The sequence below is a fragment of the Pseudomonas fortuita genome (genome assembly GCF_026898135.2).
GTDB lineage: Bacteria > Pseudomonadota > Gammaproteobacteria > Pseudomonadales > Pseudomonadaceae > Aquipseudomonas > Aquipseudomonas fortuita.
Window position 1 is genome coordinate 1,241,653 of record NZ_CP114035.2, and the last position, 25,540, is coordinate 1,267,192.

The following is a 25,540-nucleotide window of genomic DNA, read 5'->3' on the forward strand; positions in this document are numbered from 1 at the left end:
GTTTATCCAGGAGTGCATCGTGCGTAAATTGGCTCAACTGGCCGTAGTGGCCGCGGCGCTGGTCGCCACCCCGGCATTCGCCGAAATGAAGGTTGCCGTCCTGAACTATCAGATGGCACTGCTCGAGTCGGATGCCGCCAAGAAATACGCGGTTGATGCCGAGAAGAAGTTCGGCCCGCAACTGACCAAGCTGAAAAGCCTGGAAAGCAGCGCCAAGGGCATCCAGGACCGCCTGATCAAAGGCGGTGACAAGATGCAGCAGCAGGAGCGTGAGCGCCTGGAGCTCGAGTTCAAGCAAAAGGCCCGTGACTTCCAGTTCCAGTCCAAGGAGCTGAACGAAGCCAAGGCCGTTGCTGATCGCGACATGCTCAAGCAACTGAAGCCGAAGCTGGATGGCGCTGTCGAGGAAGTGATCAAGAAAGGCGGTTTCGACCTGGTCCTCGAGCGTGGCGCGGTCATCGATGTCAAGCCTCAGTACGACATCACCCGCCAGGTCATCGAGCGCATGAACCAAGCCCGTTGATATGAGTGTGACCATGACGCTAGGCCAGCTGGCCGAGGCCCTCGGTGCCACCCTCAAGGGGCCCGAGGCATTGCAGATTACCGGGCTGGCCACCTTGCAGGAGGCTGGCCCCGGTCAATTGAGCTTCCTCGCCAACCCGCAGTACCGCAAGTACCTGGATAACTGCCAGGCGGGTGCGGTATTGCTCAAGGCTGCGGATGCCGAAAGCTTCGCTGGCAATGCCCTGATTGTGGCCGACCCGTACCAGGCGTATGCGCGTATTTCCCACCTGTTCGACCCCAAACCCAAGGCTGTGGCGGGAATCCATCCCAGCGCCGTGGTGGCTGGGGACGCGCAGGTGGACGCCAGCGCCAGCATCGGCCCGTTCGCGGTGATCGAAAGCGGTGCGCGCATCGAGGCTGATGTCAGCATCGGCGCGCATTGCTTCGTCGGTGCACGTTGCGTTGTAGGTGAAGGGGGCTGGCTAGCGCCGCGTGTTACGTTGTATCACGACGTCGTCATCGGCAAGCGCGTGGTCATCCAGTCGGGTGCTGTGATCGGCGGCGAGGGCTTCGGCTTTGCCAATGAGAAGGGTATCTGGCGCAAGATCGCCCAGATCGGTGGCGTCACCATTGGTGATGACGTGGAAATCGGCGTCAATACTGCCGTCGACCGTGGTGCGCTGTCCGACACGCGGATCGGTGACGGGGTCAAGCTCGACAACCAGATCCAGATCGCCCACAACGTGCAGATTGGTGACCATACGGCCATGGCCGCTTGTGTGGGCATTTCCGGCAGTACGCGCATCGGCAAGCATTGCATGCTGGCCGGGGGCGTGGGCCTGGTAGGGCACATTGATATTTGCGATAACGTATTTATTTCCGGGATGACAATGGTAACCCGTTCGATCACTGAACCCGGTTCCTATTCATCCGGCACTGCCATGCAGCCTTTGGCTGACTGGCGCAAGAGCGCTGCGCGTATCCGCCAGCTTGATGACATGGCCAAGCGCCTCCAGCAGCTGGAAAAACGCGTCGATACCGTGACCTCAGGTGGCCTGCCGACATCAGAAGGCTGATACCATTCCCTGAGCAAGAGTGAACAGTCGCTAGCTGGCTCCTCTTTGGATTGCTAAAGGAGCGTGTGTTCAGCACCTGCGCTCCCTATTCTTATTACAGGCTTCCCCCCCGAAATGATGGACATCAACGAGATTCGCGAATACCTGCCTCACCGTTACCCGTTCCTGCTGGTGGACCGGGTGACGGATCTGGACTTCGAGGCCCAGAGCATTCGTGCCTACAAGAATGTCAGCATCAACGAGCCGTTCTTCAACGGCCATTTCCCGGCGCACCCGATCATGCCGGGCGTTTTGATCATCGAAGCCATGGCCCAGGCGGCAGGCATCCTCGGTTTCAAGATGCTCGATGCCAAGCCGGCTGATGGCACCCTGTATTACTTCGTCGGTTCCGACAAGCTGCGTTTCCGTCAGCCGGTACTGCCGGGTGACCAGTTGGTGCTGGAAGCCAAGTTCCTGAGCCGCAAGAGCATGATCTGGAAATTCGAATGCCGCGCGCTGGTGGACGGCAAGCCGGTTTGCTCGGCACAGATCACATGCGCGGAACGCTCCCTATGAATTCGATTGATCCTCGGGCCATTATCGATCCGTCGGCCAAGCTGGCCGATGGTGTCGAGGTCGGCCCTTGGTCGATCGTTGGCCCCGATGTGGAAATCGGGGAGGGTACCGTTATCGGCCCGCATGTTGTGCTCAAAGGGCCGACCCGTATCGGCAAGCACAACCGTATCTTTCAGTTTTCCTCCATCGGCGAAGATACCCCGGACCTCAAGTACAAGGGGGAGCCGACGCGCCTGGTGATCGGTGATCACAATGTGTTCCGCGAAGGGGTGACCATTCACCGCGGCACCGTTCAGGACCGTGCGGAAACCACCGTGGGCGACCATAACCTGATCATGGCTTATGCCCACATCGGCCACGACAGCGTCATCGGCAACCACTGCATCCTGGTCAATAACACGGCCCTGGCAGGCCATGTGCATGTGGGGGACTGGGCGATCCTGTCCGGCTACACCCTGGTGCATCAGTATTGTCATATCGGTGCCCACGCGTTTTCCGGCATGGGCACGGCAATCGGCAAGGACGTCCCGGCCTTCGTCACCGTGTTCGGCAGCCCGGCCGAAGCCCGCAGCATGAACTTCGAAGGCATGCGCCGCCGCGGTTTCAGCGACGAGGTGATTCACGTACTGCGTCGTTGCTACAAGATTGTCTATCGTCAGAGCCTGACCGTCGAAGACGCGCTCAAGGAGCTGGCCGAGATGGCTGCGAAGCACCCTGAGGTCGAACTGTTCCGTCAGTCGATCGTGAACTCCGCCCGCGGCATCACCCGCTGACATGGCCCCGCTTTGCGTAGCCTTGGTCGCGGGTGAGGCCAGCGGCGATATCCTTGGTTCAGGCTTGATGCGTGCCCTCAAGGCGCGCCACCCCGATGTACGTTTCATTGGCGTTGGCGGCCCTTTGATGGAAGCCGAAGGGCTGCAATCGTACTTCCCCATGGAGCGCCTGGCGGTCATGGGCCTGGTCGAAGTGCTGGGGCGCCTGCGCGAGCTGCTCAAGCGCCGCAAGCTGCTGATCCAGACACTGATCGACGCAAAGCCCGATGTCTTCATCGGCATTGACGCCCCTGACTTCACCCTCAACATCGAACTGAAACTGCGTCAGGTCGGGATCAAGACCGTGCATTACGTCAGCCCGTCGGTCTGGGCTTGGCGGCAGAAGCGCGTGCTGAAAATTCGCGAAGGCTGCGACCTGATGCTGACGCTGCTGCCGTTCGAGGCGCGGTTCTATGAAGAGCAGGGCGTGCCGGTGCGTTTTGTCGGTCATCCGCTGGCCGACACCATACCGCTGCAAGCCGACCGCCTTGCAGCACGTGCTGCGCTTGGCCTGGGCGCGGGCCCGGTGGTTGCGCTGATGCCCGGCAGCCGGGGCGGCGAAGTAGGGCGCCTTGGGGCGTTGTTCCTTGACGCTGCCGAGCGTCTGCAGCAGCAGGTACCGGGCGTGCACTTCGTGCTGCCCTGCGCCAACGCCGCGCGTCGTGCCCAGGTTGAACACATGCTCGAAGGCCGGGTACTGCCGCTGACCCTGCTCGATGGCCAGTCGCACCAGGCGCTGGCAGCCTGTGATGCGGTCTTGATCGCCTCGGGTACCGCCACCCTCGAAGCGTTGCTGTACAAGCGCCCCATGGTGGTAGCCTACCGTTTGGCGCCCTTGACCTACTGGATCCTCAAGCGCCTGGTCAAGAGCCCTTACGTGTCATTGCCGAACCTGCTCGCCCAGCGCGAACTGGTGCCCGAACTGTTGCAGGACGCCGCCACCAGCGATGCCCTGGCCAACACCCTCGCGCCGCTGGTGCGCGATGGCAGCCAGCAGACCGAACGTTTCGACGAAATTCACCGCACTCTGCGCCGTGACGCCTCCAACCAGGCGGCCGAGGCGGTACTGGCCTTGCTCAAGGACCGCTGACATGCAAATTGGACTGGACTTCAACCTGGTCGAGGACCTGGTCGCCGGCGTCGACGAAGTCGGCCGCGGCCCGCTGTGCGGTGCGGTGGTAACGGCGGCGGTAATCCTTGATCCGGCGCGCCCGATCCTCGGCCTGAACGACTCGAAGAAACTCACCGAAGCCAAGCGCGAGGCGTTGTTCGACGAGATCTGTGAAAAGGCCCTGAGCTTCTGCATCGCCCGTGCCGAGGTCGAAGAAATCGACCGCTTGAACATCCTGCAGGCCACAATGCTGGCCATGCAGCGCGCGGTGGAAGGCCTGCACATTACGCCGAAACTGGCCTTGATCGATGGCAACCGCTGCCCGAAGCTGGCCGTTCCGGCGTCGCCGGTGGTCAAAGGCGATAGCCAGGTGCCGGCTATTGCGGCTGCCTCGATCCTGGCCAAGGTCAGCCGTGACCGTGAGATGAGCGCGTTCGAGCTGATCTACCCTGGGTATGGCATGGGTGGGCACAAGGGGTACCCGACCCCGGTGCACCTTGAGGCGTTGGCGCGGTTGGGGCCTACGCCCATTCATCGGCGTTCCTTTGCCCCGGTGCGGGCGGCCTGGGAAGCACGCGAAGGCGTCACCCATTCCCTGATCTGACCTGCCAGGGCCCTTCGCGGCCCTTTCGCTCTTGTAGGAGCAGCCTTGTGCTGCGAAAGGGCCAGTCAGGTAAATGCAGTTGCTACGCCGGTACTGGCCTCTTCGCAGCACAAGGCTGCTCCTGCAGGGAGGGTGCAAGCAGCCCCAAATCTCTTCCCCATTTGAGCTACAATCCCGCCCTTGTCGTTAAGCACTGCTACAGGATCTTCCATGTCGGTTCCCTTCGTTCACCTGCGCGTCCACTCCGAATTCTCGCTGGTCGACGGCCTGGTGCGGATCAAACCGCTGGCCAAGGCGCTGGCCGGGATGAACATGCCGGCGGTGGCGATCACCGACCAGAGCAACATGTGCTCGCTGGTGAAGTTCTACAAGACGGCCATGGGCGCGGGCATCAAGCCGATCTGTGGTGCCGACCTGTGGCTGGCCGGTGCCGACCCGGAAGCCCCGCTGTCGCGCATCTGCTTCCTGGCCATGGACCCCAAGGGTTACCGCAACCTCACCGAGTTGATCTCGCGCGGCTGGACCGAAGGCCAGCGTAACGGCCTGGTCATTCTTCAGCGGGACTGGATCGCCCCTGCCAGCGAGGGCCTGATTGCCCTTTCAGCGGGCAAGGAAGGCGATATCGGCATGGCCTTGTTGTCCGGCCGGGACGAAGAAGCTCAGGCCTTGCTGCAAGACTGGATGGGCATGTTCCCCGAGCGCTTCTACGTTGAAGTACAGCGCACCAACCGCGCTCGCGACGAGGAATACGTGCACGCGGCGGTGGCGCTGGCCGACAAGCTTGGTGCCCCGCTGGTGGCCACCAACGACGTGCGTTTCATCAAGCAAGCGGACTTCGACGCCCACGAAACCCGCGTGTGCATTGGTGAAGGCTGGACCCTTGATGACCCGCGCCGCCCGCGTGGCTACAGTGACCAGCAGTACCTGAAATCGGCCGAGGAAATGGCCGAGCTGTTCAGCGACTTGCCCGATGCCATCGCCAACACCGTCGAGATCGCCAAGCGCTGCAACATCCAGGTGCAACTGGGCAAACACTTCCTGCCCGACTTTCCTACGCCGAACGGCATGGGCATCGACGATTACCTGCGTCACGTTTCCCACGAAGGCCTGGAAGAGCGCCTGGCGGTACTGTGGCCCAAAGAGACCACGCCCAATTACGAAGAGAAGCGCCAGGTGTACCTGGACCGCCTGAAATTCGAGCTGGATATCATTATCCAGATGGGCTTCCCCGGTTACTTCCTGATCGTGATGGACTTCATCAAGTGGGCCAAGAACAACGGCGTGCCGGTGGGACCTGGCCGTGGTTCGGGTGCAGGCTCGCTGGTGGCCTACGTGCTGAAGATCACCGACCTCGACCCGCTGGCCTACGACTTGCTCTTCGAGCGCTTCCTCAACCCTGAACGTGTTTCCATGCCCGACTTTGACGTCGACTTCTGCATGGACGGCCGGGACCGGGTGATCGAATATGTGGCCGATGCCTACGGGCGCAATGCGGTCAGCCAGATCATCACCTTTGGCACCATGGCCGCCAAGGCGGTGGTGCGTGACGTGGCGCGGGTGCAGGGCAAGTCCTACGGCCTGGCCGACCGCCTGTCCAAGATGATCCCGTTCGAAGTGGGCATGACCCTGGAGAAGGCCTACGAGCAGGAAGAAATCCTGCGCGACTTCCTCAAGGGTGACGAGGACGCCCGCGAAATCTGGGACATGGCGCTGAAGCTGGAAGGCGTCACCCGGGGTACCGGCAAGCACGCCGGTGGTGTGGTTATCGCGCCGACCAAGCTCACCGATTTTTCGCCGATCGCCTGTGATGAAGAGGGCGGCGGCCTGGTCACCCAGTTCGACAAGGACGACGTCGAGGCCGCCGGCCTGGTCAAGTTCGACTTCCTCGGCCTGCGTACCCTGACCATCATCAAGTGGGCGATGGAGATCATCAACCGCGAGCAGGCCAAGAAGAACCTGCCCGATCTGAACATCGACTTCATCCCGCTGGATGACCGCAAGACGTACGAGTTGCTGCAAAAAGCCGAAACAACGGCGGTGTTCCAGCTTGAATCCCGGGGCATGAAGGAGCTGATCAAGAAGCTCAAACCCGACTGCCTCGAGGACCTTATCGCACTGGTGGCGCTGTTCCGCCCGGGCCCGTTGCAGTCGGGCATGGTGGACGACTTCATCAACCGTAAGCACGGCCGTGCCGAGCTGGCCTATCCGCACCCGGATTACCAGTATGAAGGCCTGCAGCCGGTGCTGGCGCCTACCTATGGCATCATCCTGTACCAGGAACAGGTGATGCAGATCGCCCAGGTGATGGCGGGCTACACCCTCGGTGGTGCGGACATGCTGCGCCGGGCCATGGGTAAGAAAAAGCCCGAGGAAATGGCCAAGCAGCGTGGTGGTTTCATCGAAGGTTGCGCCAACAACGGCATCGATGCCGACCTGGCCGGTAACATCTTTGATCTGGTGGAAAAGTTTGCGGGGTATGGCTTCAACAAATCCCACTCCGCCGCCTATGGCCTGGTGTCCTACCAGACGGCCTGGCTGAAAACCCACTTCCCGGCGCCGTTCATGGCTGCCGTGCTGTCGGCGGATATGCATAACACCGACAAGGTGGTTGTGCTGGTAGAAGAAGTCCGCAGCATGAAGTTGCGCCTCGACGCGCCCGACGTGAACTTCTCCGACTTCAAGTTCACCGTCAACAACGACGGCCGAATCGTCTACGGTCTGGGCGCGATCAAAGGCGTCGGCGAAGGCCCGGTGGAGGCCATTGTCGAGGCCCGCGCCCAAGGCGGGCCGTTCAAGGACCTGTTCGATTTCTGTGAACGCATCGACCTCAAGCGGGTGAACAAGCGCACCCTGGATGCCCTGGTGCGCAGCGGCGCACTGGACCGCTTGGGCCCGCACTTCCATGACGAGATCAAGGCCTACCAGGCCAACATCGACATCAACCGTGCAACCTTGCTCTCGGCGCTGGGCGAAGCCATCAAGGCAGCCGAGCAGGCAGCCCATACGGCGGACAGTGGCCATGTCGACCTGTTTGGCAGCATGTTCGATGAAGCGCAAGTCGATGTCTATGCCAATCACCGCAAGGTGCGCGAGCTGACCCTCAAGGAGCGCCTGAAGGGCGAGAAGGACACCTTGGGCCTGTACCTCACCGGTCACCCGATCGACGAGTACGAGGCAGAGATCCGCCGCTTCGCCCGTCAGCGCATCATTGACCTCAAGCCGTCGCGCGAGACCCAGACTATCGCCGGCATGATCATTGCCCTGCGGGTGATGAAGAACAAGAAGGGCGACAAGATGGGCTTCGTCACCCTGGATGACCGTTCCGGCCGCATCGAGGCCTCCCTGTTCGCTGATTCCTTCATGGCGGCACAGTCTTTGCTGCAGGCCGATGCCATGGTGGTTGTCGAAGGCGAGGTCAGCAACGATGACTTTTCGGGTGGCCTGCGCCTGCGGGTGAAGCAGGTGATGACCATGGAAGATGCGCGCACCAAGCTGGCCGAGAGCCTGCGCCTGAAGGTGGCACACGAGGCGCTGAAAGGCGACCGGCTGAAGTGGCTGGGCGAGCTGATCACGCGCCATCGCGGTGCTTGCCCGATTACCCTGGAGTACACCGGCAGCGACGCCAAGGCCATGCTGCAGTTCGGTGAGCAGTGGTCGATCGACCCGGCCGACGGGCTGATTCAGGCGCTGCGTGACCAGTTCGGGCGTGAGAACGTCTTCCTGCAATATCGTTGAACCGACCCAAAATTTAATCTCGACCTGAATGCGCCTGATCCCTTAAGGTATGGCGCCAAACGGATCAACCGGCCGGCCGCCTGGCCGTAGACCCAAGACGGATGACTATGAACCCGAATTTTCTCGATTTCGAACAGCCGATTGCCGACCTGCAAGCCAAGATCGAAGGCCTGCGCCTGGTAGGCAACGACAATTCGCTGAACATCAGCGATGAAATTGCCCGTCTGCAAGACAAGAGCAACACACTGACCGAAAGCATCTTCGGCAACCTGACCAGCTGGCAGATCGCCCGCCTCGCACGTCACCCGCGTCGTCCTTACACCCTGGACTACCTGGAGCACATCTTCACCGAGTTCGAAGAGCTGCACGGTGACCGCCACTTCTCCGACGACGCCGCCATCGTAGGTGGTACCGCGCGCCTGGATGGCAAGCCGGTCATGGTCATCGGCCACCAGAAGGGCCGTGAAGTGCGCGAAAAGGTACGCCGCAACTTCGGCATGCCGCGCCCGGAGGGCTACCGCAAGGCGTGCCGCCTGATGGAAATGGCCGAGCGCTTCAAGATGCCGATCCTGACCTTCATCGACACCCCGGGTGCCTACCCGGGCATCGACGCCGAAGAGCGCAACCAGAGCGAGGCAATCGCCTGGAACCTGCGCGTGATGGCGCGCCTGAAAACCCCGATCATCGCTACCGTGATCGGTGAGGGCGGGTCTGGCGGTGCACTGGCGATCGGCGTGTGCGACCAGCTGAACATGCTGCAATACTCCACCTACTCGGTGATCTCGCCGGAAGGTTGCGCTTCGATCCTGTGGAAGACTGCCGACAAGGCGTGCGACGCAGCCGAGGCAATGGGCATCACTGCCGAGCGCCTGAAGAGCCTGAACATCGTCGACAAGGTCATCCAGGAGCCGTTGGGCGGCGCCCATCGTGACCCGGTGAAAGTGTCGGAAAGCATCCGCGCTGACCTGATACAGCAGCTGGACATGCTCGGCAAGCTGGACAACGACGCGCTGCTGGCTCGCCGTTACGAGCGCCTGATGAGCTACGGCCTCTGACATACCCAAGGGGCCGCTCTGCGGCCCATTCGCCGGCAAGCCGGGCTCCCACGGTGAGCCTTGTGGGAGCCTGGCTTGCCGGCGAATGGGGTGCAAAGCCCCCCCGGCAATCTCAAGCCATGTGAGGCCCTCATGATCAACCTCACCCCCTGGCTGCAAGCCCCCACCTGGTACATAGCCTTCTCCGGTGGTCTCGACTCCACCGTCCTCCTGCACCTGCTGGCCACCCACGCCCGCAACCACGCTTCCCCCCCGCTGCGCGCCATCCATATCCACCACGGCCTGCAAGCCGCGGCCGACGCCTGGCCTGCCCACTGCCAAGCCATCTGCGACAACCTTGGCATCGAACTTCAGGTCATTCACGTCCAGGTCACTCCCGGCGCCAGCCTCGAACAGGCTGCCCGCAACGCTCGCTATGCTGCTTTCGAGCAAGCCTTGGGCCCAGGCGACATGCTGTTTACCGGGCAGCACCGCGACGACCAGGCTGAAACGCTGTTGTTCCGCCTGTTGCGCGGCGCCGGCCTGCGTGGCCTGGCGGCGATGCCTGCGCAGCGGGCGCTAGGGCAGGGGAGCCTGATCAGGCCGTTGCTGGGTTGTTCACGCCAGCAACTGCATGACTATGCCCGGGTGAACGGGCTTGCATGGATTGAAGACCCTTCGAATAGCGACACACAATTTGCCCGCAACTACCTGCGTAGCGAGGTGTTCCCGCACTTGCAGCAACGTTGGCCGCAGGCCGGCCAGAACTTCGCTCGTGCCGCCGAGCACCTGGGTGAAGCGCTGGGCCTGCTGGACGAACTGGCCCAGAGCGACCTGGCGGCTGCGCAAGAAGGCGCGCCCCTTGCCTGGTCGGGACTGGAATCCCTCGACCTGGCCGCCCTGGTGATGCTGTCGCCGGCCCGTCAGCGTAATGCCGTTCAATATTGGCTGAGCCGGCGCACCCGTCTGCCCGACGCCCGGCATTGGGCTGGCTGGGGCGACCTGCGCGATGCCGCCGCCGATGCCCAGCCCGTCTGGCGGCTTGCCGATGGGGAGCTGGTGCGCAGCCAAGGTCGCATCTGGTGGCTGAGCGGCGACTGGTTGCAGCAGCCTGTCGGCGAACTAGCCTGGCTCAATTCAGCTGCTGCCCTGGTGCTGCCAGGAAACGGCAGGGTGCGTCTTGATGTCGCCGGGCCGCTGGCTGGCCTGCGCATTGCCTACCGCCAGGGCGGCGAAAGGCTGGAGGTCCCAGGGCGCGGCCAGCGCGACCTCAAGCGCCTGCTCAATGAGCAGCAGGTGCCGCATTTCCTGCGTCCGCGCCTGCCATTGCTCTATCAGGGCGGGCGCCTGCTGGCGGTGGCCAACCTGCCCGGGCTGGTGCAGGCGGATTGCCAGCTGCATTGGCAGTTGCCGACCAGCGCGCAAGGTTTGAGATGAAGGGTACATTCCGGTAGACTACCCTCCCTTCTTGATACAACTTCTGTGGCTTCCGCGAAAACACAGGGGTTGCCGATTACCAAGCAGTTTTTTGCTGGGCTGAATTCTGGAAATGACGAGCGAGCTCCATGCCGGGGATACCCCTGGTCTGTACAGACGCGACAGTTTTTCGAGATGCACTGTGATTGACGCAGGTGATCGGGGGCTTCGGCCTTCCTTCGCTTTCTCCGGCGGCGCTGGCCGCCTTAACGCAGACTTCTAGGGTTTTTCATGACGCGCTACATATTCGTCACGGGCGGTGTTGTTTCTTCATTGGGGAAAGGCATTGCCTCGGCTTCCCTGGCGGCCATCCTGGAAGCGCGGGGCCTGAAGGTCACCATGCTCAAGCTGGATCCGTACATCAACGTCGACCCGGGCACCATGAGCCCGTTCCAGCACGGGGAAGTGTTCGTCACCCAGGATGGCGCCGAGACTGACCTCGACCTGGGCCACTACGAGCGGTTCATCCGCACCACCATGACCCAGAACAACAACTTCACCACCGGTCGCATTTACGAGCACGTGCTACGTAAAGAGCGTCGTGGTGACTATCTGGGCGCGACCATCCAGGTCATTCCGCACATCACCGACGAAATCAAGCGTCGCATCATCAAGGGTGCCGGCGATGCCGACGTGGCCCTGGTGGAAATCGGCGGTACCGTGGGTGACATCGAGTCGCAGCCGTTCCTTGAGGCGATCCGCCAGCTGCGCGTCGAAGTGGGCTCCAAGCGCGCCATGCTGATGCACCTGACCCTGGTCCCGTACATCGCCACCGCTGGCGAAACCAAGACCAAGCCGACCCAGCACTCGGTCAAGGAGCTGCGCTCCATCGGCTTGCAGCCTGACGTGCTGATCTGCCGCTCCGACCACCCGGTCGATGCCTCGTCGCGTCGCAAGATTGCGCTGTTCACCAACGTTGAAGAGCGTGCGGTAATTTCGCTGGAAGATGTCGACACCATCTACAAGATCCCGGGCGTGCTGCACGCTCAGGGCCTGGACGACTTCGTCGTCGAACGTTTCGGCTTGCAGTGCAATGGTGCCGACCTGTCCGAGTGGGACAAAGTGGTCGATGCCAAGCTCAACCCGGAGCATGAAGTGACCATCGCCATGGTCGGCAAGTACATGGAGCTGCTGGATGCGTACAAGTCGCTGATCGAAGCGATGAGCCACGCCGGCATCACCAACCGCACCAAGGTAAACCTGCGCTATATCGACTCGGAAGACATCGAGAACCAGGGTACCAGCCTGCTCGAGGGCGCCGACGCCATTCTGGTGCCGGGCGGTTTCGGCCTGCGTGGCGTGGAAGGCAAGATCACCGCGGTGCAGTATGCCCGTGAGAACAAAGTACCGTACCTGGGCATCTGCCTGGGCATGCAGGTGGCCGTGATCGAGTTTGCCCGTAACGTGATGGGCTGGAAAGACGCCAACTCCACCGAATTCGACCGCAACAGCGGCCACCCGGTGGTCGGCCTGATCACCGAGTGGGCAGATGCCACCGGCGCCGTCGAAACCCGTACCGAGGCTTCCGACCTGGGCGGCACCATGCGCCTGGGCGCACAGGATTGCCAACTGGCCGCCGGCTCCAAGGTGCACGACTGCTACAACAAGGACGTGATCACCGAGCGTCACCGTCACCGCTACGAAGTGAACAACAACCTGCTGCCGCAACTGGTCGATGCTGGCCTGGTGGTTTCCGGTCGTTCCGAAGACGGTGCGCTGGTGGAAGTGGTCGAGTCCAAGGACCACCCATGGTTCGTCGCCTGCCAGTTCCACCCGGAATTCACCTCCACCCCGCGTGACGGCCACCCGCTGTTCAGTGGTTTCGTCAAGGCAGCCCTGGCTCAGAAGAACAAGGCCTGATCAATGACCCAGAAGATCATTCGCGTCGGTAACATCGAGATCGCCAACGACAAGCCGTTCGTCCTGTTCGGCGGCATGAACGTCCTGGAGTCCCGTGACCTGGCAATGAAGGTCTGCGAAGAGTACGTGCGGGTGACCGAGAAGCTCGGTATCCCGTACGTGTTCAAGGCGAGTTTCGACAAGGCCAACCGTTCGTCGGTAACGTCCTATCGTGGTCCGGGCATGGAAGAAGGGCTGAAGATCTTCGAAGAGATCAAGCGCACCTTCAACGTGCCGGTGATCACCGATGTGCACGAGCCTTACCAGGCCGAGCCTGTTGCCAAGGTATGCGACATCATCCAGCTGCCGGCCTTCCTGTCGCGGCAGACCGACCTGGTGGTTGCCATGGCCAAGACCGGCGCGGTGATCAACATCAAGAAAGCCCAGTTCCTCGCCCCCCAGGAAATGAAACATATCCTGGCCAAGTGCGAAGAGGCCGGTAACGACCAGTTGATCCTCTGCGAGCGCGGTTCTAGCTTCGGCTACAACAACCTGGTGGTGGACATGCTCGGCTTCGGCATCATGAAGCAGTTCGAGTATCCGGTATTCTTTGACGTGACCCACGCCCTGCAGATGCCGGGTGGCCGTAGCGATTCCGCCGGCGGCCGTCGCGCCCAGGTCACCGACCTGGCCAAGGCAGGCATGAGCCAGGGGCTGGCCGGCCTGTTCCTTGAAGCCCACCCCGACCCGGACAACGCCAAGTGCGATGGCCCATGCGCCCTGCGCCTGGACAAACTGGAGCCATTCCTGGCCCAGCTCAAGCAACTGGATGACCTGGTAAAAAGTTTTCCGACGGTAGAAACCGCGTAAAGCTCATTTCTCGGGTAAAGTAGCGCCCGATCCACCCCTGACCAATCGGTCAGGGGCTCCCTTCACCCGGCCTGCCCACTGCAAACCCGCCTGGTGAACGGCAAGAATTTCTTAAGCTAGGTTGTTTTCGTCAATTCTGGAGTGCTTACAACAATGGCAAAAATCGTCGACATCAAAGGTCGTGAAGTTCTCGATTCGCGTGGCAACCCCACCGTGGAAGCCGATGTACTGCTCGACAACGGCATCATCGGCAGCGCTTGCGCGCCGTCCGGTGCTTCCACCGGCTCGCGCGAAGCGCTGGAGCTGCGTGATGGCGACAAGAGCCGTTACCTGGGCAAGGGCGTGCTGAAAGCCGTCGGCAACATCAACGGCCCGATCCGTGAGCTGCTGCTGGGCAAGGACCCTTCGGACCAGAAGGCCCTGGACCGCGCCATGATCGAACTGGACGGTACCGAGAACAAGGCCAAACTGGGCGCCAACGCCATCCTGGCTGTTTCCCTGGCTGCCGCCAAGGCCGCTGCCCAGGACCAGGACCTGCCGCTGTACGCGCATATCGCCAACCTGAACGGCACCCCAGGCCAGTACTCGATGCCGGTTCCGATGATGAACATCATCAACGGTGGCGAGCACGCCGACAACAACGTCGATATCCAGGAGTTCATGGTTCAGCCGGTTGGCGCCAAGACCTTCTCCGACGGCCTGCGCATGGGTACCGAAATCTTCCACCACCTCAAAGCCGTGCTGAAGGCCCGTGGCCTGAACACCGCCGTAGGTGATGAAGGTGGCTTCGCCCCTAACCTGGCATCCAACGAAGACGCCCTGGGCGCCATCGCTGAAGCCGTTGAAAAGGCCGGCTACAAGCTGGGCACCGATGTGACCCTGGCCCTGGACTGCGCGGCTTCCGAATTCTACGAAGACGGCAAGTACAACCTGTCTGGTGAAGGCAAGTCGTTCGATGCCGAAGGCTTCGCCGAGTACCTGAAAGGCCTGACCGAGCGCTTCCCGATCATCTCGATCGAAGACGGCCTGGACGAGTCCGACTGGGCTGGCTGGAAGATCCTCACCGATAAGATCGGCGAGAAGGTACAGCTGGTTGGCGACGACCTGTTCGTGACCAACACCAAGATCCTCAAAGAAGGCATCGAGAAGGGCATCGGTAACTCGATCCTGATCAAGTTCAACCAGATCGGCTCGCTGACCGAAACCCTGGAAGCCATCCAGATGGCCAAGGCTGCGGGCTACACCGCGGTGATCTCGCACCGTTCCGGTGAAACCGAAGATTCGACCATTGCCGACCTGGCCGTGGGTACCGCTGCCGGTCAGATCAAGACCGGTTCGCTGTGCCGTTCCGATCGCGTTTCCAAGTACAACCAACTGCTGCGCATCGAAGAGCAACTGGGTGCCAAAGCGGTTTACCGTGGTCGTGCCGAGTTTCGCGGCTAAGCAAGAGATGGTAAAAAGACAGCAGCCGGAGCTGTAGGAACGTTCTTACTGAACTTTACTGCGTTCCAACGGGTTTCTGTCTACGAAGCCTGGCCTCGGCCAGGCTTCGTGCTATTTGAGACCCCGAAATGCATAGTGTGCGGCGGTCTTTTTAACCTGGATACCTAGATGCGCAGTCCTTATTGGTTGTTCCTCGTCCTGCTCCTGCTGCTGGGTGGCCTGCAGTACCGCCTGTGGGTGGGTAGTGGCAGCCTGGCGCAAGTGACCGAGCTGAAGCAGCAGATTGCCGAGCAGCATGCCGAGAACGAGCGCCTGCTCGAGCGTAACCGTGTGCTCGATGCCGAAGTGCTGGAGCTGAAAAAAGGCATGGAGACCGTTGAAGAGCGGGCTCGCCACGAATTGGGAATGGTCAAAGAGGGCGAAACCCTCTTCCAGTTGCCACAGAAATGATCGATACGTTGCCGGCCTTCTGGGCCGTGATTCCTGCTGCGGGCGTAGGTGCCCGCATGGCTGCCGACCGCCCCAAGCAATACCTGGAGCTGGCCGGGCGGACCCTGCTCGAGCACAGCCTCGACTGTTTTCTTGGCCACTCGGCGCTCAACGGCGTGGTGGTCAGCCTAGCTGAAGATGACCCGTACTGGCCGGCCCTGCGTTGTGCCAGCGACTCGCGCATCCAGCGCGCGGCGGGCGGGCGTGAGCGCGCCGACTCGGTGCTCAACGCTTTGCTGTTACTGCATGCCCAGGGGGCCTCGGACAGCGACTGGGTGCTGGTGCACGATGCCGCGCGGCCAAACCTTGCGCGCAGCGACCTGGACAAGTTGTTGTCGGAGCTGGCGGACGACCCGGTGGGTGGCCTGCTGGCGGTGCCGGCGCGTGACACCCTCAAGCGTGCCGACAGCAATGGCCGGGTGAGCGCTACCGTGGACCGCAGTACCATCTGGCAGGCGTATACCCCGCAGATGTTCCGCCTGGGGGCGTTGCACCGGGCGCTGGCCGAGTGCCTGGTGTCGGATGTGGTGGTGACCGATGAGGCTTCTGCCATCGAATGGTCCGGCCAGGCGCCGCGGCTGGTGGAAGGGCGCAGTGACAATATCAAGGTGACCCGGCCCGAAGACCTGGAATGGTTGCGCCAACGCTGGGCGGGTAGGCGCTGAAATCGCCGAGTCCGCTCTGCGGCCCCCTTTGCCATCAGATCCCGCGATATTCCGGCAACCCCGCCAACCCTTCCTTCAGGTAATCCACCAGTCGCCGCACCTTCGGTGACAGGTGCCGCTGCTGCGGATACAGCGCCCACACTGCCGTATTTGGCGGCTGGTGCGCCTCAAGCAAGGACACCAGCGCACCGCTGTTCAGGTGCTCCAGCACGTAGTAATCCGGCAACTGACACAACCCTATCCCTTGCAGCGCCGCATCCAGCACCGCCTGGCCACTGTTGCAGCGCCAGTTGCCCTGTATTCGCTGGCTGATCTCGCGGCCGTCCTGCTGCAGCGCCCACAAGTCCGAACTGCCCACCAGGCAATTGTGCCGCGCCAGTTCCGACAGGCTGTGCGGCCGGCCGTAACGCTCCAGGTAGGCCGGCGAGGCGCACAGGTACATGCGTCGCGGCGCCAGGCGAGTGGCCACTAGCCGAGAGTCGGCAAGGCGGCCCAGGCGAATGGCCAGGTCCATGCCTTCATGCAGCAGGTCGAGTGTGTGGTTGCTCAGTTCCACATCCACCCGCAACTGGGGGTACAGCGCCATGAACCGTGTCACCAGCGGCACGATGAAGCGCTCGCCGTAGGCTACCGCGCAGGTCATGCGCAGCAAGCCCTTGGGCTCGCTGGCCAGGTCGCCCATGGCGCGCAGGGCTTCTTCGCGGCCATCCTGCAAACGCTGGCAATGCTGCAAAAAGGTCTGCCCGGCCTCGCTCAGGGTTACCCGACGCGTGCTGCGATACAGCAGGCGGGTCTGCAGGCGCTCTTCCAGACGGGCGATTTGCCGGCTGATGTGCGACGACGAAACCCCCAGGCGTTCGGCGGCTGCAGTGAACTGGCCCGATTCTGCCACCGCGACAAATTCGTCGATGCCTTCCCAGCGGCTGCTCATGGATTATCCCTGTGTGGCAATAATGTTTTGTCTTTGGCCGGATTATTCATCAAAAGGCGGTGAATTACACTGTGAGACTGAATCGCCCCTCTATTTGGAGACCTTTGATGATCAAGTCCCGTGCTGCTGTAGCCTTCGAAGCCAAAAAACCCTTGGAAATCGTCGAAGTCGACGTGGCCATGCCCAAGGCCGGGGAAGTGCTGCTGCGTGTGGTCGCCAGTGGTGTCTGCCACACTGATGCCTACACCCTGTCGGGTGCTGACCCGGAAGGCATCTTCCCGTCGATCCTCGGCCACGAAGGCGGCGCGATCGTCGAAGCGGTAGGCGAGGGCGTGACCTCGGTGGCCGTCGGCGACCACGTGATCCCGCTGTACACCCCGGAATGCGGCAAGTGCAAGTTCTGCCTGTCGGGCAAGACCAACCTGTGCCAGGCCATTCGTGCTACCCAGGGCAAGGGCCTGATGCCGGACGGCACCACGCGCTTCTCGTACAAGGGCCAGCAGCTGTTCCACTACATGGGCACCTCGACCTTCTCCGAGTACACCGTGCTGCCGGAAATCTCCGTGGCCAAGATCCAGAAAGAAGCCCCACTGGAAAAAGTCTGCCTGCTGGGCTGTGGCGTCACCACCGGTATCGGCGCGGTGCTCAACACCGCCAAGGTCAAGCCGGGTGACACCGTGGCCATCTTCGGCCTGGGCGGCATCGGCCTGTCGGCGGTGATCGGTGCGGTCAAGGCCAAGGCCGCGCGCATCATCGCCATCGACATCAACCCGGCCAAGTTCGAGATTGCCCGTCAACTGGGTGCCACCGACTGTATCAACCCGAAAGACTACGACCGCCCGATCCAGGAAGTGATCGTCGACCTCACCGACGGTGGCGTGGACTTCTCCTTCGAGTGCATCGGCAACGTGCAACTGATGCGCGCTGCTCTGGAATGCTGCCACAAGGGCTGGGGCGAGTCGGTAATCATCGGTGTAGCCGGTGCCGGCCAGGAAATTGCCACCCGTCCGTTCCAGCTGGTCACCGGGCGCGTCTGGCGTGGTTCGGCGTTCGGCGGCGTGCGTGGCCGCAGCGAGCTGCCGAGCTACGTGGAAATGTCCGAAAAGGGCGAGATTCCGCTGGATACCTTCATCACCCATACCATGGGCCTGGAAGACATCAACAAAGCCTTCGACCTGATGCATGAAGGCAAGAGCATCCGCAGCGTGATCCACTTCTGAGGTGTGCCATGAGCCTGGATAACATCTCCTGCCAGAAGAGCTTTGGCGGCTGGCACAAGCGTTACCGGCATCACTCCAAGGTGCTGGGTTGCGACATGGTGTTTGCCGTGTACTTGCCGCCGCAGGCCGAGCAGGGCGAGAAGCTGCCGGTGCTGTACTGGCTTAGCGGCCTCACCTGCACCGACGAGAACTTCATGCAGAAGGCCGGCGCCCAGCGCATGGCAGCTGAGCTTGGGCTGATCATCGTGGCTCCCGACACCAGCCCGCGTGGCGAACAGGTGCCGGGCGACCCGGATGGCGCCTGGGACTTCGGCCTGGGGGCCGGCTTCTACCTCAACGCCACCCAGCAACCCTGGGCCCAGCATTACCGCATGCATGACTATGTGGTGGAGGAGTTGCCGGCGCTGATCGAGGCGCACTTCCCGGCTTCGGGCGAGCGCAGCATCAGCGGCCACTCAATGGGGGGGCATGGCGCGCTGGTGTGCGCCTTGCGCAACCCGGGGCGCTACCGCTCGGTGTCGGCGTTCTCGCCCATCAGCAACCCGATGGATTGCCCCTGGGGCGAGAAGGCTTTCAGCCGCTACCTGGGTGAAGACCGAGCGCGCTGGCGCGAGTGGGATGCCAGCATCCTGCTGGCTGAAACACCGGCCGGCGAATGCCCGCCCTTGCTGGTTGACCAGGGCGACCGTGACGACTTCCTCGAGAAGCAGCTCAAGCCTGAAGCGCTGGAGCAGGCCGCGCGAAAAGGGGGCCATGAAATGACCCTGCGTTTGCAGCCGGGCTATGACCACAGCTACTACTTCATTGCCAGCTTCATCGAAGATCACCTGCGCCATCATGCGGTGGCACTGGGGCGGGTGTAAGGCGTAGCTGGGGTGTTTGCGCCATCGCCGGCAAGCCAGCGCCCACAGGTACTGTGCATGGCTCCAGGGCCATGGGGGCGAGGTGGGCACTGGCTTGCCGGCGATGGGCTGCGAAGCAGCCCCAATGCTGCAAAAGCAGGTAGAATCACGCCCTGACTCATTCAGGGCGTTTTTCTATGCGTATTGGCCATGGCTACGATGTGCACCGTTTCTGCGACGGTGATTTCATTACCCTGGGCGGGGTGCGTATCCCCCACAAATACGGCCTGCTGGCCCATTCCGACGGCGACGTGCTGCTGCACGCCCTGAGCGATGCCTTGCTGGGCGCTGCGGCGCTGGGCGACATCGGCAAGCACTTCCCCGACACCGACCCACAATTCAAGGGCGCCGACAGCCGCGTGCTGCTGCGCCATGTGGTCGGCATCGTCAAGGCCAAGGGCTGGAAGGTCGGCAATGTCGACGCCACCATCGTCGCCCAGGCGCCGAAGATGGCCCCGCACATCGAGACCATGCGCCAGCTGATCGCCGAAGACCTGCAGGTTGAACGCGACCAGGTCAACGTCAAGGCCACCACCACTGAAAAGCTGGGCTTCACTGGCCGTGAGGAGGGGATTGCCGTGCATTCGGTCGCCCTGCTGCTGCCAGCATGACCGAGCAGGAACTGCTGGGCCCGCGCGCATCGGGCGAACCCTTGGGCACCGCCGTCCTCAAGGCAGTGGCTGAAGACTTTCAGGTTGACGAAGTGCTGGACATTCCGCTGTCCGGCCAGGGTGAGCACCTGTGGCTGTGGGTCGAAAAGCGCGACTTGAACACTGAAGAGGCCGCCCGCCGCCTGGCGCGCGCCGCAGGCGTGCCGGCGCGCGCTATCAGCTACGCCGGGCTCAAGGACCGTCAGGCCCTGACCCGTCAGTGGTTCAGCCTGCACCTGCCGGGCAAGGCCGACCCGGACCTGTCGCGTGCTGAAGATGCCAGCCTGCGCGTGCTCAAGCAGGTGCGCCACCAACGCAAGCTACAGCGTGGCGCGCATTCGGCCAACGGCTTCACCCTGCGCCTGACAGCCCTTGCTGCTGACCACCAGGCTGTGGATGCCCGCCTGGCACAGCTCAAGCAGCACGGTGTGCCCAACTATTTCGGCACCCAGCGTTTCGGCCACGGGGGGGGCAACGTCCATGATGCCCTCGACTGGGCCGCCCGCAAGGCGTTGCCCGAGCAGCGTAACGTGCGTTCGCGGTTGCTTTCGGCCGGGCGCAGCTACCTGTTCAATCAGGTGCTGGCTGCACGTGTCGCCGAAGGTAGCTGGGCGCAGGCCCAGGTCGGCGACTTGCTGGCGTTCACCGACAGCCGTAGCTTCTTCCCGGCCGGTGAGGCGGAATGCGCCGACCCACGTCTGGCGATTCTCGACCTGCATCCGACCGGCCCGATGTGGGGCGAGGGCAGTTCCCCCGCAGGCGGCGCCACCGCGCAGCTGGAAAATGCCGTGGGCGAGCGGCAACAGGCACTTTGTCATTGGTTGGCCCAGGCGGGCATGGATCACGAACGGCGTATTTTGCGGCTCCCTATTGGCGGCCTGACATGGCATTATCCCGAGCCTGATATCCTGCAACTGGAATTCGTCCTGCCGGCCGGATGCTTCGCCACCGTGGTGGTGCGCGAAGTCGTGGATCTGGTGTCGGCAGGGCAGACGGACAGCCCATGCGTATTCTGATTTCGAACGACGACGGTGTCACCGCACCCGGCATCGCCGCGCTGCACGCTGCGCTGGCGGATTACGCCGAGTGCGCGGTGATTGCCCCGGACCAAGACAAGAGCGGCGCCAGCAGTTCGCTGACGCTGGACCGGCCACTGCACCCGCAGACCCTGGCCAACGGCTTCATCAGCCTCAACGGCACACCGACCGACTGTGTGCACCTGGGGCTTAATGGGCTGTTGCCGCAGGCGCCGGACATGGTGGTGTCGGGGATCAACCTCGGTGCCAACCTGGGTGATGACGTGTTGTACTCCGGTACGGTCGCCGCAGCGTTGGAAGGCCGTTTCCTTGGTGGCACGTCGCTGGCGTTTTCGCTGTTGTCGCGCCAGCCGGACAACTTGCCGACGGCGGCCTACATCGCCCGTCGCCTGGTCGAGGCACAGTCGCGCCTGGTGCTGCCGCCACGCACCGTACTCAACGTCAATATCCCCAACCTGCCGCTGGAGCACATCCGTGGCATCCAGCTGACCCGCCTCGGTCACCGGGCGCGGGCGGCGGCACCGACCAAGGTGGTCAACCCGCGCGGCAAGGAAGGCTACTGGATCGCCGTGGCCGGTGATGCCGAAGATGGCGGCCCGGGCACCGACTTCCATGCGGTGATGCAAGGCTTTGTCTCGATCACTCCGCTGCAGCTCGACCGCACCTTCAATGATGCCTTCGAGCAGCTCGACGGTTGGCTGGAGGGCCTGCTCTGATGCGCGAGGACGATATGCTGCGGCGTGGCATCGGCATGACCTCCCAGCGTACCCGGGAGCGGCTGATCCAGCGCCTGTGCGAAGAAGGGGTGTCGAACACCAAGGTGCTCGACGTGATTCGTCGTACCCCGCGTCACCTGTTCGTCGACGAGGCACTGGCGCATCGTGCCTATGAAGACACCGCGCTGCCGATCGGCCACAACCAGACCATCTCCCAGCCATTCATGGTTGCCCACATGAGCGAGCTGCTGCTAGAGGCCGGCCCGCTGGACAAGGTGCTGGAGATCGGCACCGGCTCGGGTTACCAGACGGCGATACTGGCCCAGCTGGTGGAGCGGGTTTTCTCGGTGGAACGTATCAAGGTGCTGCAGGACCGTGCCAAGGAGCGTCTGGTGGAGCTGAACCTGCGCAATGTGGTATTCCGCTGGGGCGATGGTTGTGAAGGCTGGCCGGCGCTGGCGCCTTACAACGGCATCATCGTCACTGCGGTGGCGCCGGAAGTCCCCCAGGCACTGCTTGACCAGCTGGCGCCCGGTGGCCGCATGGTCATACCGGTAGGGCCGGCCGGCGAAACGCAGCAACTGATGCTGATCGTGCGCGAGGAGCATGGGTTCTCCCGCCGTGTGCTGGGTGCTGTGCGTTTCGTGCCGCTGCTCAATGGCCCGCTGGCCTGAGTGCAGCGTCGAGCTGGGTGCTGCGGGCATGAGCTGCACGGTATTTTTGCGCCGGTGGCGAATTCTTGTAGCTGCGCCCTGTCTATCTGGCGGAGCGAAGCGCTAGCACACAGCGCGCACCGCGGCTTTGCTACAGCCTTTTGCATCAGCCTGCCATTACCGGCCGGCTTGGTTATAATTGCAATAATATTGCATTTCTTGTCTTCATATCGTTTTTCGGCACCATGAGGGGAGCGCGGGTGGGTCACACAGTCATTCGGCAGCGCAAGGATGGGTCGGGTTTCAAGCTTCTGTTGATTGCACTGGCCATGGGCACGCTACTGGTGGGTTGTTCGAGCACCAGTAATACCAGCGCGCGGGTGGTCGACCGCAACAACACCGTGCCCAAGCGCCCGGCGGTGACGTCCGGGCAGTACATCGTCAAGCCTGGTGACACGCTGTTCTCCATCGCCTTCCGTTATGGCTGGGACTACAAGGAGCTGGCCGCACGCAATGGCATCTCGGCGCCTTATACCATTCGCCCAGGCCAGGCGATTCGTTTCAGCAGTGGTTCTAGCAGCAGTACCACGGTGGTGTCCAACCCGTCCTCGTCGAGCCGCACCACGGTCACGCGGCGGCCTGTGGGGAGCACGTCCACGTCGCCTGCCAGCACCGGCAAACCGGCCACGCCTGCCCCGTCCAGCAGTGCGCCGGTGGTTGCCACCGTGCCGGCTGCGGAGCGCGCGGTAGGCGGCTGGACCTGGCCAGCCAACGGTGTGCTGATTGGAAAATTTGCTTCAAACGGTAGTTTGAATAAAGGCATTGATATCGCCGGTGATTTGGGACAGCCTGTTTTTGCTGCGTCTGATGGTGCGGTGGTGTACGCCGGGAGTGGTTTAAGGGGCTACGGCGAGCTGATCATCATCAAACACAGCGATACCTACGTCAGTGCCTACGGCCATAACCGCAGGCTGTTGGTTCGGGAGGGGCAGCAGGTCAAGGCAGGGCAGTCGATTGCTGAAATGGGGTCTACAGGCACAGATCGGGTGAAGCTGCATTTCGAGATTCGCCGCCAGGGCAAACCCGTCGATCCGCTCCAGTTCCTGCCACGCCGTTGATCGTTGTACCCGGCCTGTTCCTGTGATGTAGAGGGGACAGGCTCCAGCGCTGCCAGGGAAAAAGGTGCCGCTCGAGTCTGAGTTCGAACTCAGCAAAGGACTATAACAATGGCTCTCAGTAAAGAAGTGCCGGAGTTTGACATCGACGATGACGTCCTCCTGATGGAGACGGGTATCGTTTTGGAAACGGATGTGGTGTCAGACGAACCTGCTGTATCTTCGGTTCGGACGAGGGCCAAGTCGGGCTCTTCACTCAAGCAACACAAGTACATCGATTACAGCCGGGCGCTTGATGCCACCCAGTTGTATCTCAACGAGATCGGCTTCTCGCCCCTGCTTTCGCCAGAAGAGGAAGTGCACTTCGCGCGCTTGTCGCAGAAGGGCGATCCTGCTGGCCGCAAGCGCATGATCGAAAGCAACCTGCGCCTGGTTGTCAAAATTGCCCGTCGTTACGTGAACCGCGGCCTGTCGCTGCTCGACCTGATCGAGGAGGGCAACCTGGGGCTTATCCGTGCGGTCGAGAAGTTCGACCCGGAGCGTGGTTTCCGTTTTTCGACCTATGCGACCTGGTGGATTCGCCAGACCATCGAACGGGCGATCATGAACCAGACCCGCACCATCCGCCTGCCGATCCACGTGGTCAAGGAACTGAACGTCTACCTGCGCGCCGCACGCGAGCTGACCCAGAAACTCGACCACGAACCCTCACCGGAAGAAATCGCCACGCTGCTGGAAAAGCCAGTCGCCGAGGTCAAGCGCATGCTGGGCCTGAACGAGCGGGTGTCTTCGGTGGACGTGTCGCTTGGCCCGGATTCGGACAAGACCCTGCTCGACACCTTGACCGACGACCGCCCCACCGACCCGTGCGAACTGTTGCAGGATGACGACCTGTCGCAGAGCATCGACCAGTGGCTGGGCGAGTTGACTGACAAGCAGAGGGAAGTGGTGGTGCGTCGCTTTGGCCTGCGTGGGCATGAAAGCAGCACCCTGGAAGATGTAGGGCTGGAGATCGGCCTGACCCGGGAACGGGTACGGCAGATCCAGGTAGAGGGGCTCAAGCGTTTGCGCGAGATCCTTGAGAAGAACGGCCTGTCCAGCGAGTCTTTGTTCCAGTAGCGAAGGCCTGTCACCCAAAACGCCCCGATGACCTCGGGGCGTTTTTGTGTGTGTCATTTGAAAATGTTGGGATACGCGATCATCCGGGCAATCACGGTCTCTTGTGGGAGCAGCCTTGTGCTGCGAATGGGCTGCAAAGCAGGCCCAAAATCTGCCGGGTAAACAGATAGCTAATGTGTACTGCGCTACCTCAGTAACATTGCGTGTAAGCCTTTTCTTACTTGTTTTGTAAGCTATCTATGCAAGCCTCAGTACATCATTGTCGCTTCCAGCCTGTGCATTTTTCCAAGCCATTGAAAAACATGACTTATTCGGCTGTGAGGAAATGTGTCCCCAGCAATACCTTGTGAGGTTTCGCGCTTGCCCGCCCGGCTCAACCCGCTAATATTCGAACTGTGCACAGGGACATGCACAGGCTTTCAGGACGAAGGCCAAGGACGTCGCAAGAAGCGATTTCATCAGGATGATGTTAGGGACAAGCAGGGACTACGGAAAAAATGTGGGCGGGTCAAACCGCCCCTTTTTTTTGCCCGTAAAAAACCAGAAAAGGCCCCGAGGGGCCTTTTCCGTGTCCGGGCGCTATCAGCGCTCCAGGTCTGCAATCTTGCCAGTCTTGCCGTCCCACTCTTCAGCGTCAGGCAGGGCTTCCTTACGCTCGGTGATGTTTGGCCAGACTTCCGCCAGCTCGGCGTTCAGCTCGATGAAGTTCTCCATCCCGGCAGGGATTTCGTCTTCCGAGAAGATGGCTTGCGCCGGGCATTCCGGTTCGCACAGTGCGCAGTCAATGCACTCGTCCGGGTGGATGACCAGGAAGTTCGGGCCTTCGTAGAAGCAGTCCACCGGACAGACTTCCACGCAGTCGGTGTATTTGCATTTGATGCAGTTGTCGGTGACGACGAAGGTCATTTCTAGTTCTCTCCTCAGGCGACGGCGGCGGCCCTTCCTCTCAGGGCCGCGCGGTTTACAGGTATGTGGCTGCAGGCC

The 25,540-nt window shown here is 62.1% G+C and carries 24 protein-coding genes; 22 read left to right on the plus strand and 2 right to left on the minus strand.

Translation table 11 applies throughout. The features are described 5' to 3' along the window. The first annotated feature begins 19 nt into the window (after positions 1-19). The 14 genes from OZ911_RS05635 (at position 20) to ispD (ending at position 16,213) form a co-directional block, all read left to right on the plus strand. Positions 20-523, plus strand: a complete 504-nt coding sequence (locus OZ911_RS05635) for an OmpH/Skp family outer membrane protein (RefSeq protein ID WP_012270843.1) — start codon at positions 20-22, stop codon at positions 521-523. Position 524: 1 nt separating this feature from the next. After that, the gene (gene lpxD / locus OZ911_RS05640) at positions 525-1,580 is read left to right on the plus strand and encodes a UDP-3-O-(3-hydroxymyristoyl)glucosamine N-acyltransferase (protein WP_016485215.1); all 1,056 of its coding nucleotides are present in this window, start codon (positions 525-527) and stop codon (positions 1,578-1,580) included. Between the two features lie 114 nt (positions 1,581-1,694). Next, positions 1,695-2,135: a 3-hydroxyacyl-ACP dehydratase FabZ gene (gene fabZ, locus OZ911_RS05645; RefSeq protein WP_008094893.1), complete on the plus strand. Its 441-nt coding sequence runs from the start codon at positions 1,695-1,697 to the stop codon at positions 2,133-2,135. Continuing rightward, positions 2,132-2,908, plus strand: a complete 777-nt coding sequence (gene lpxA, locus OZ911_RS05650) for an acyl-ACP--UDP-N-acetylglucosamine O-acyltransferase (RefSeq protein ID WP_016485216.1) — start codon at positions 2,132-2,134, stop codon at positions 2,906-2,908. The genes fabZ and lpxA overlap by 4 nt, the downstream gene beginning before the upstream one ends. 1 nt (position 2,909) lies before the next feature. Further along, the gene (gene lpxB, locus OZ911_RS05655; protein ID WP_023048360.1) at positions 2,910-4,037 is read left to right on the plus strand and encodes a lipid-A-disaccharide synthase; all 1,128 of its coding nucleotides are present in this window, start codon (positions 2,910-2,912) and stop codon (positions 4,035-4,037) included. 1 nt (position 4,038) lies between these two features. Then, on the plus strand, positions 4,039-4,662 hold the full coding sequence (rnhB, locus tag OZ911_RS05660) for a ribonuclease HII (RefSeq protein ID WP_023048359.1): 624 nt from the start codon (positions 4,039-4,041) through the stop codon (positions 4,660-4,662). Positions 4,663-4,872: 210 nt separating this feature from the next. Beyond that, a complete protein-coding gene (gene dnaE, locus OZ911_RS05665; RefSeq protein WP_016485219.1) occupies positions 4,873-8,397 on the plus strand; it encodes a DNA polymerase III subunit alpha in 3,525 nt (1,174 codons plus the stop codon). Positions 8,398-8,504: 107 nt separating this feature from the next. Further along, positions 8,505-9,452, plus strand: coding sequence for an acetyl-CoA carboxylase carboxyl transferase subunit alpha (gene accA / locus OZ911_RS05670; RefSeq protein ID WP_024717683.1), 948 nt, complete (start codon positions 8,505-8,507; stop codon positions 9,450-9,452). Positions 9,453-9,584: 132 nt separating this feature from the next. After that, a complete protein-coding gene (tilS, locus tag OZ911_RS05675) occupies positions 9,585-10,868 on the plus strand; it encodes a tRNA lysidine(34) synthetase TilS (RefSeq protein ID WP_023048358.1) in 1,284 nt (427 codons plus the stop codon). A gap of 270 nt (positions 10,869-11,138) precedes the next feature. After that, entirely contained in the window at positions 11,139-12,767 is a 1,629-nt protein-coding gene (gene pyrG / locus OZ911_RS05680) for a CTP synthase (RefSeq protein ID WP_016485222.1), read from the plus strand. A gap of 3 nt (positions 12,768-12,770) precedes the next feature. Continuing rightward, positions 12,771-13,616 (plus strand): 3-deoxy-8-phosphooctulonate synthase, encoded by an 846-nt coding sequence (gene kdsA / locus OZ911_RS05685; RefSeq protein WP_012270852.1) that lies wholly within the window; start codon positions 12,771-12,773, stop codon positions 13,614-13,616. 153 nt (positions 13,617-13,769) lie between these two features. Then, positions 13,770-15,059, plus strand: coding sequence for a phosphopyruvate hydratase (gene eno, locus OZ911_RS05690; RefSeq protein ID WP_016485223.1), 1,290 nt, complete (start codon positions 13,770-13,772; stop codon positions 15,057-15,059). Between the two features lie 168 nt (positions 15,060-15,227). After that, positions 15,228-15,509, plus strand: a complete 282-nt coding sequence (gene ftsB, locus OZ911_RS05695; protein WP_016485224.1) for a cell division protein FtsB — start codon at positions 15,228-15,230, stop codon at positions 15,507-15,509. Continuing rightward, positions 15,506-16,213: a 2-C-methyl-D-erythritol 4-phosphate cytidylyltransferase gene (gene ispD / locus OZ911_RS05700; RefSeq protein WP_023048357.1), complete on the plus strand. Its 708-nt coding sequence runs from the start codon at positions 15,506-15,508 to the stop codon at positions 16,211-16,213. The genes ftsB and ispD overlap by 4 nt, the downstream gene beginning before the upstream one ends. A gap of 34 nt (positions 16,214-16,247) precedes the next feature. On the opposite strand, the gene OZ911_RS05705 is transcribed toward ispD, so the two are convergent. Further along, a complete protein-coding gene (locus tag OZ911_RS05705) occupies positions 16,248-17,144 on the minus strand; it encodes a LysR substrate-binding domain-containing protein (protein WP_023048356.1) in 897 nt (298 codons plus the stop codon). A 107-nt stretch (positions 17,145-17,251) separates the two neighbouring features. Here OZ911_RS05705 and OZ911_RS05710 point away from each other — a divergent pair, with 107 nt between their 5' ends. The 8 genes from OZ911_RS05710 to rpoS all read left to right on the plus strand — a co-directional run bounded on the left by OZ911_RS05710 (position 17,252) and on the right by rpoS (position 24,556). Beyond that, positions 17,252-18,364, plus strand: coding sequence for an S-(hydroxymethyl)glutathione dehydrogenase/class III alcohol dehydrogenase (locus tag OZ911_RS05710; RefSeq protein WP_016485227.1), 1,113 nt, complete (start codon positions 17,252-17,254; stop codon positions 18,362-18,364). 8 nt (positions 18,365-18,372) lie between these two features. After that, positions 18,373-19,227 carry an S-formylglutathione hydrolase gene (gene fghA / locus OZ911_RS05715; RefSeq protein ID WP_023048355.1) on the plus strand — a complete coding sequence of 285 codons (855 nt, stop codon included), beginning with the start codon at positions 18,373-18,375 and terminating at the stop codon, positions 19,225-19,227. A 176-nt stretch (positions 19,228-19,403) separates the two neighbouring features. Next, positions 19,404-19,877: a 2-C-methyl-D-erythritol 2,4-cyclodiphosphate synthase gene (gene ispF / locus OZ911_RS05720; protein ID WP_016485229.1), complete on the plus strand. Its 474-nt coding sequence runs from the start codon at positions 19,404-19,406 to the stop codon at positions 19,875-19,877. Further along, positions 19,874-20,932 (plus strand): tRNA pseudouridine(13) synthase TruD, encoded by a 1,059-nt coding sequence (truD, locus tag OZ911_RS05725; protein WP_016485230.1) that lies wholly within the window; start codon positions 19,874-19,876, stop codon positions 20,930-20,932. The genes ispF and truD overlap by 4 nt, the downstream gene beginning before the upstream one ends. Further along, positions 20,920-21,669 carry a 5'/3'-nucleotidase SurE gene (gene surE / locus OZ911_RS05730; protein ID WP_016485231.1) on the plus strand — a complete coding sequence of 250 codons (750 nt, stop codon included), beginning with the start codon at positions 20,920-20,922 and terminating at the stop codon, positions 21,667-21,669. Before truD ends, surE begins: the two co-directional genes overlap by 13 nt. Positions 21,670-21,704: 35 nt before the next feature. Next, positions 21,705-22,343, plus strand: a complete 639-nt coding sequence (locus OZ911_RS05735) for a protein-L-isoaspartate(D-aspartate) O-methyltransferase (protein WP_015269209.1) — start codon at positions 21,705-21,707, stop codon at positions 22,341-22,343. A 239-nt stretch (positions 22,344-22,582) separates the two neighbouring features. Further along, positions 22,583-23,440: a peptidoglycan DD-metalloendopeptidase family protein gene (locus OZ911_RS05740; RefSeq protein WP_016485232.1), complete on the plus strand. Its 858-nt coding sequence runs from the start codon at positions 22,583-22,585 to the stop codon at positions 23,438-23,440. Positions 23,441-23,548: 108 nt separating this feature from the next. Further along, the gene (rpoS, locus tag OZ911_RS05745) at positions 23,549-24,556 is read left to right on the plus strand and encodes an RNA polymerase sigma factor RpoS (protein ID WP_003252351.1); all 1,008 of its coding nucleotides are present in this window, start codon (positions 23,549-23,551) and stop codon (positions 24,554-24,556) included. Between the two features lie 582 nt (positions 24,557-25,138). Here the strand turns inward: rpoS and fdxA are convergent. Continuing rightward, on the minus strand, positions 25,139-25,462 hold the full coding sequence (gene fdxA / locus OZ911_RS05750; protein WP_016485233.1) for a ferredoxin FdxA: 324 nt from the start codon (positions 25,460-25,462) through the stop codon (positions 25,139-25,141). Positions 25,463-25,540 lie beyond the last annotated feature (78 nt).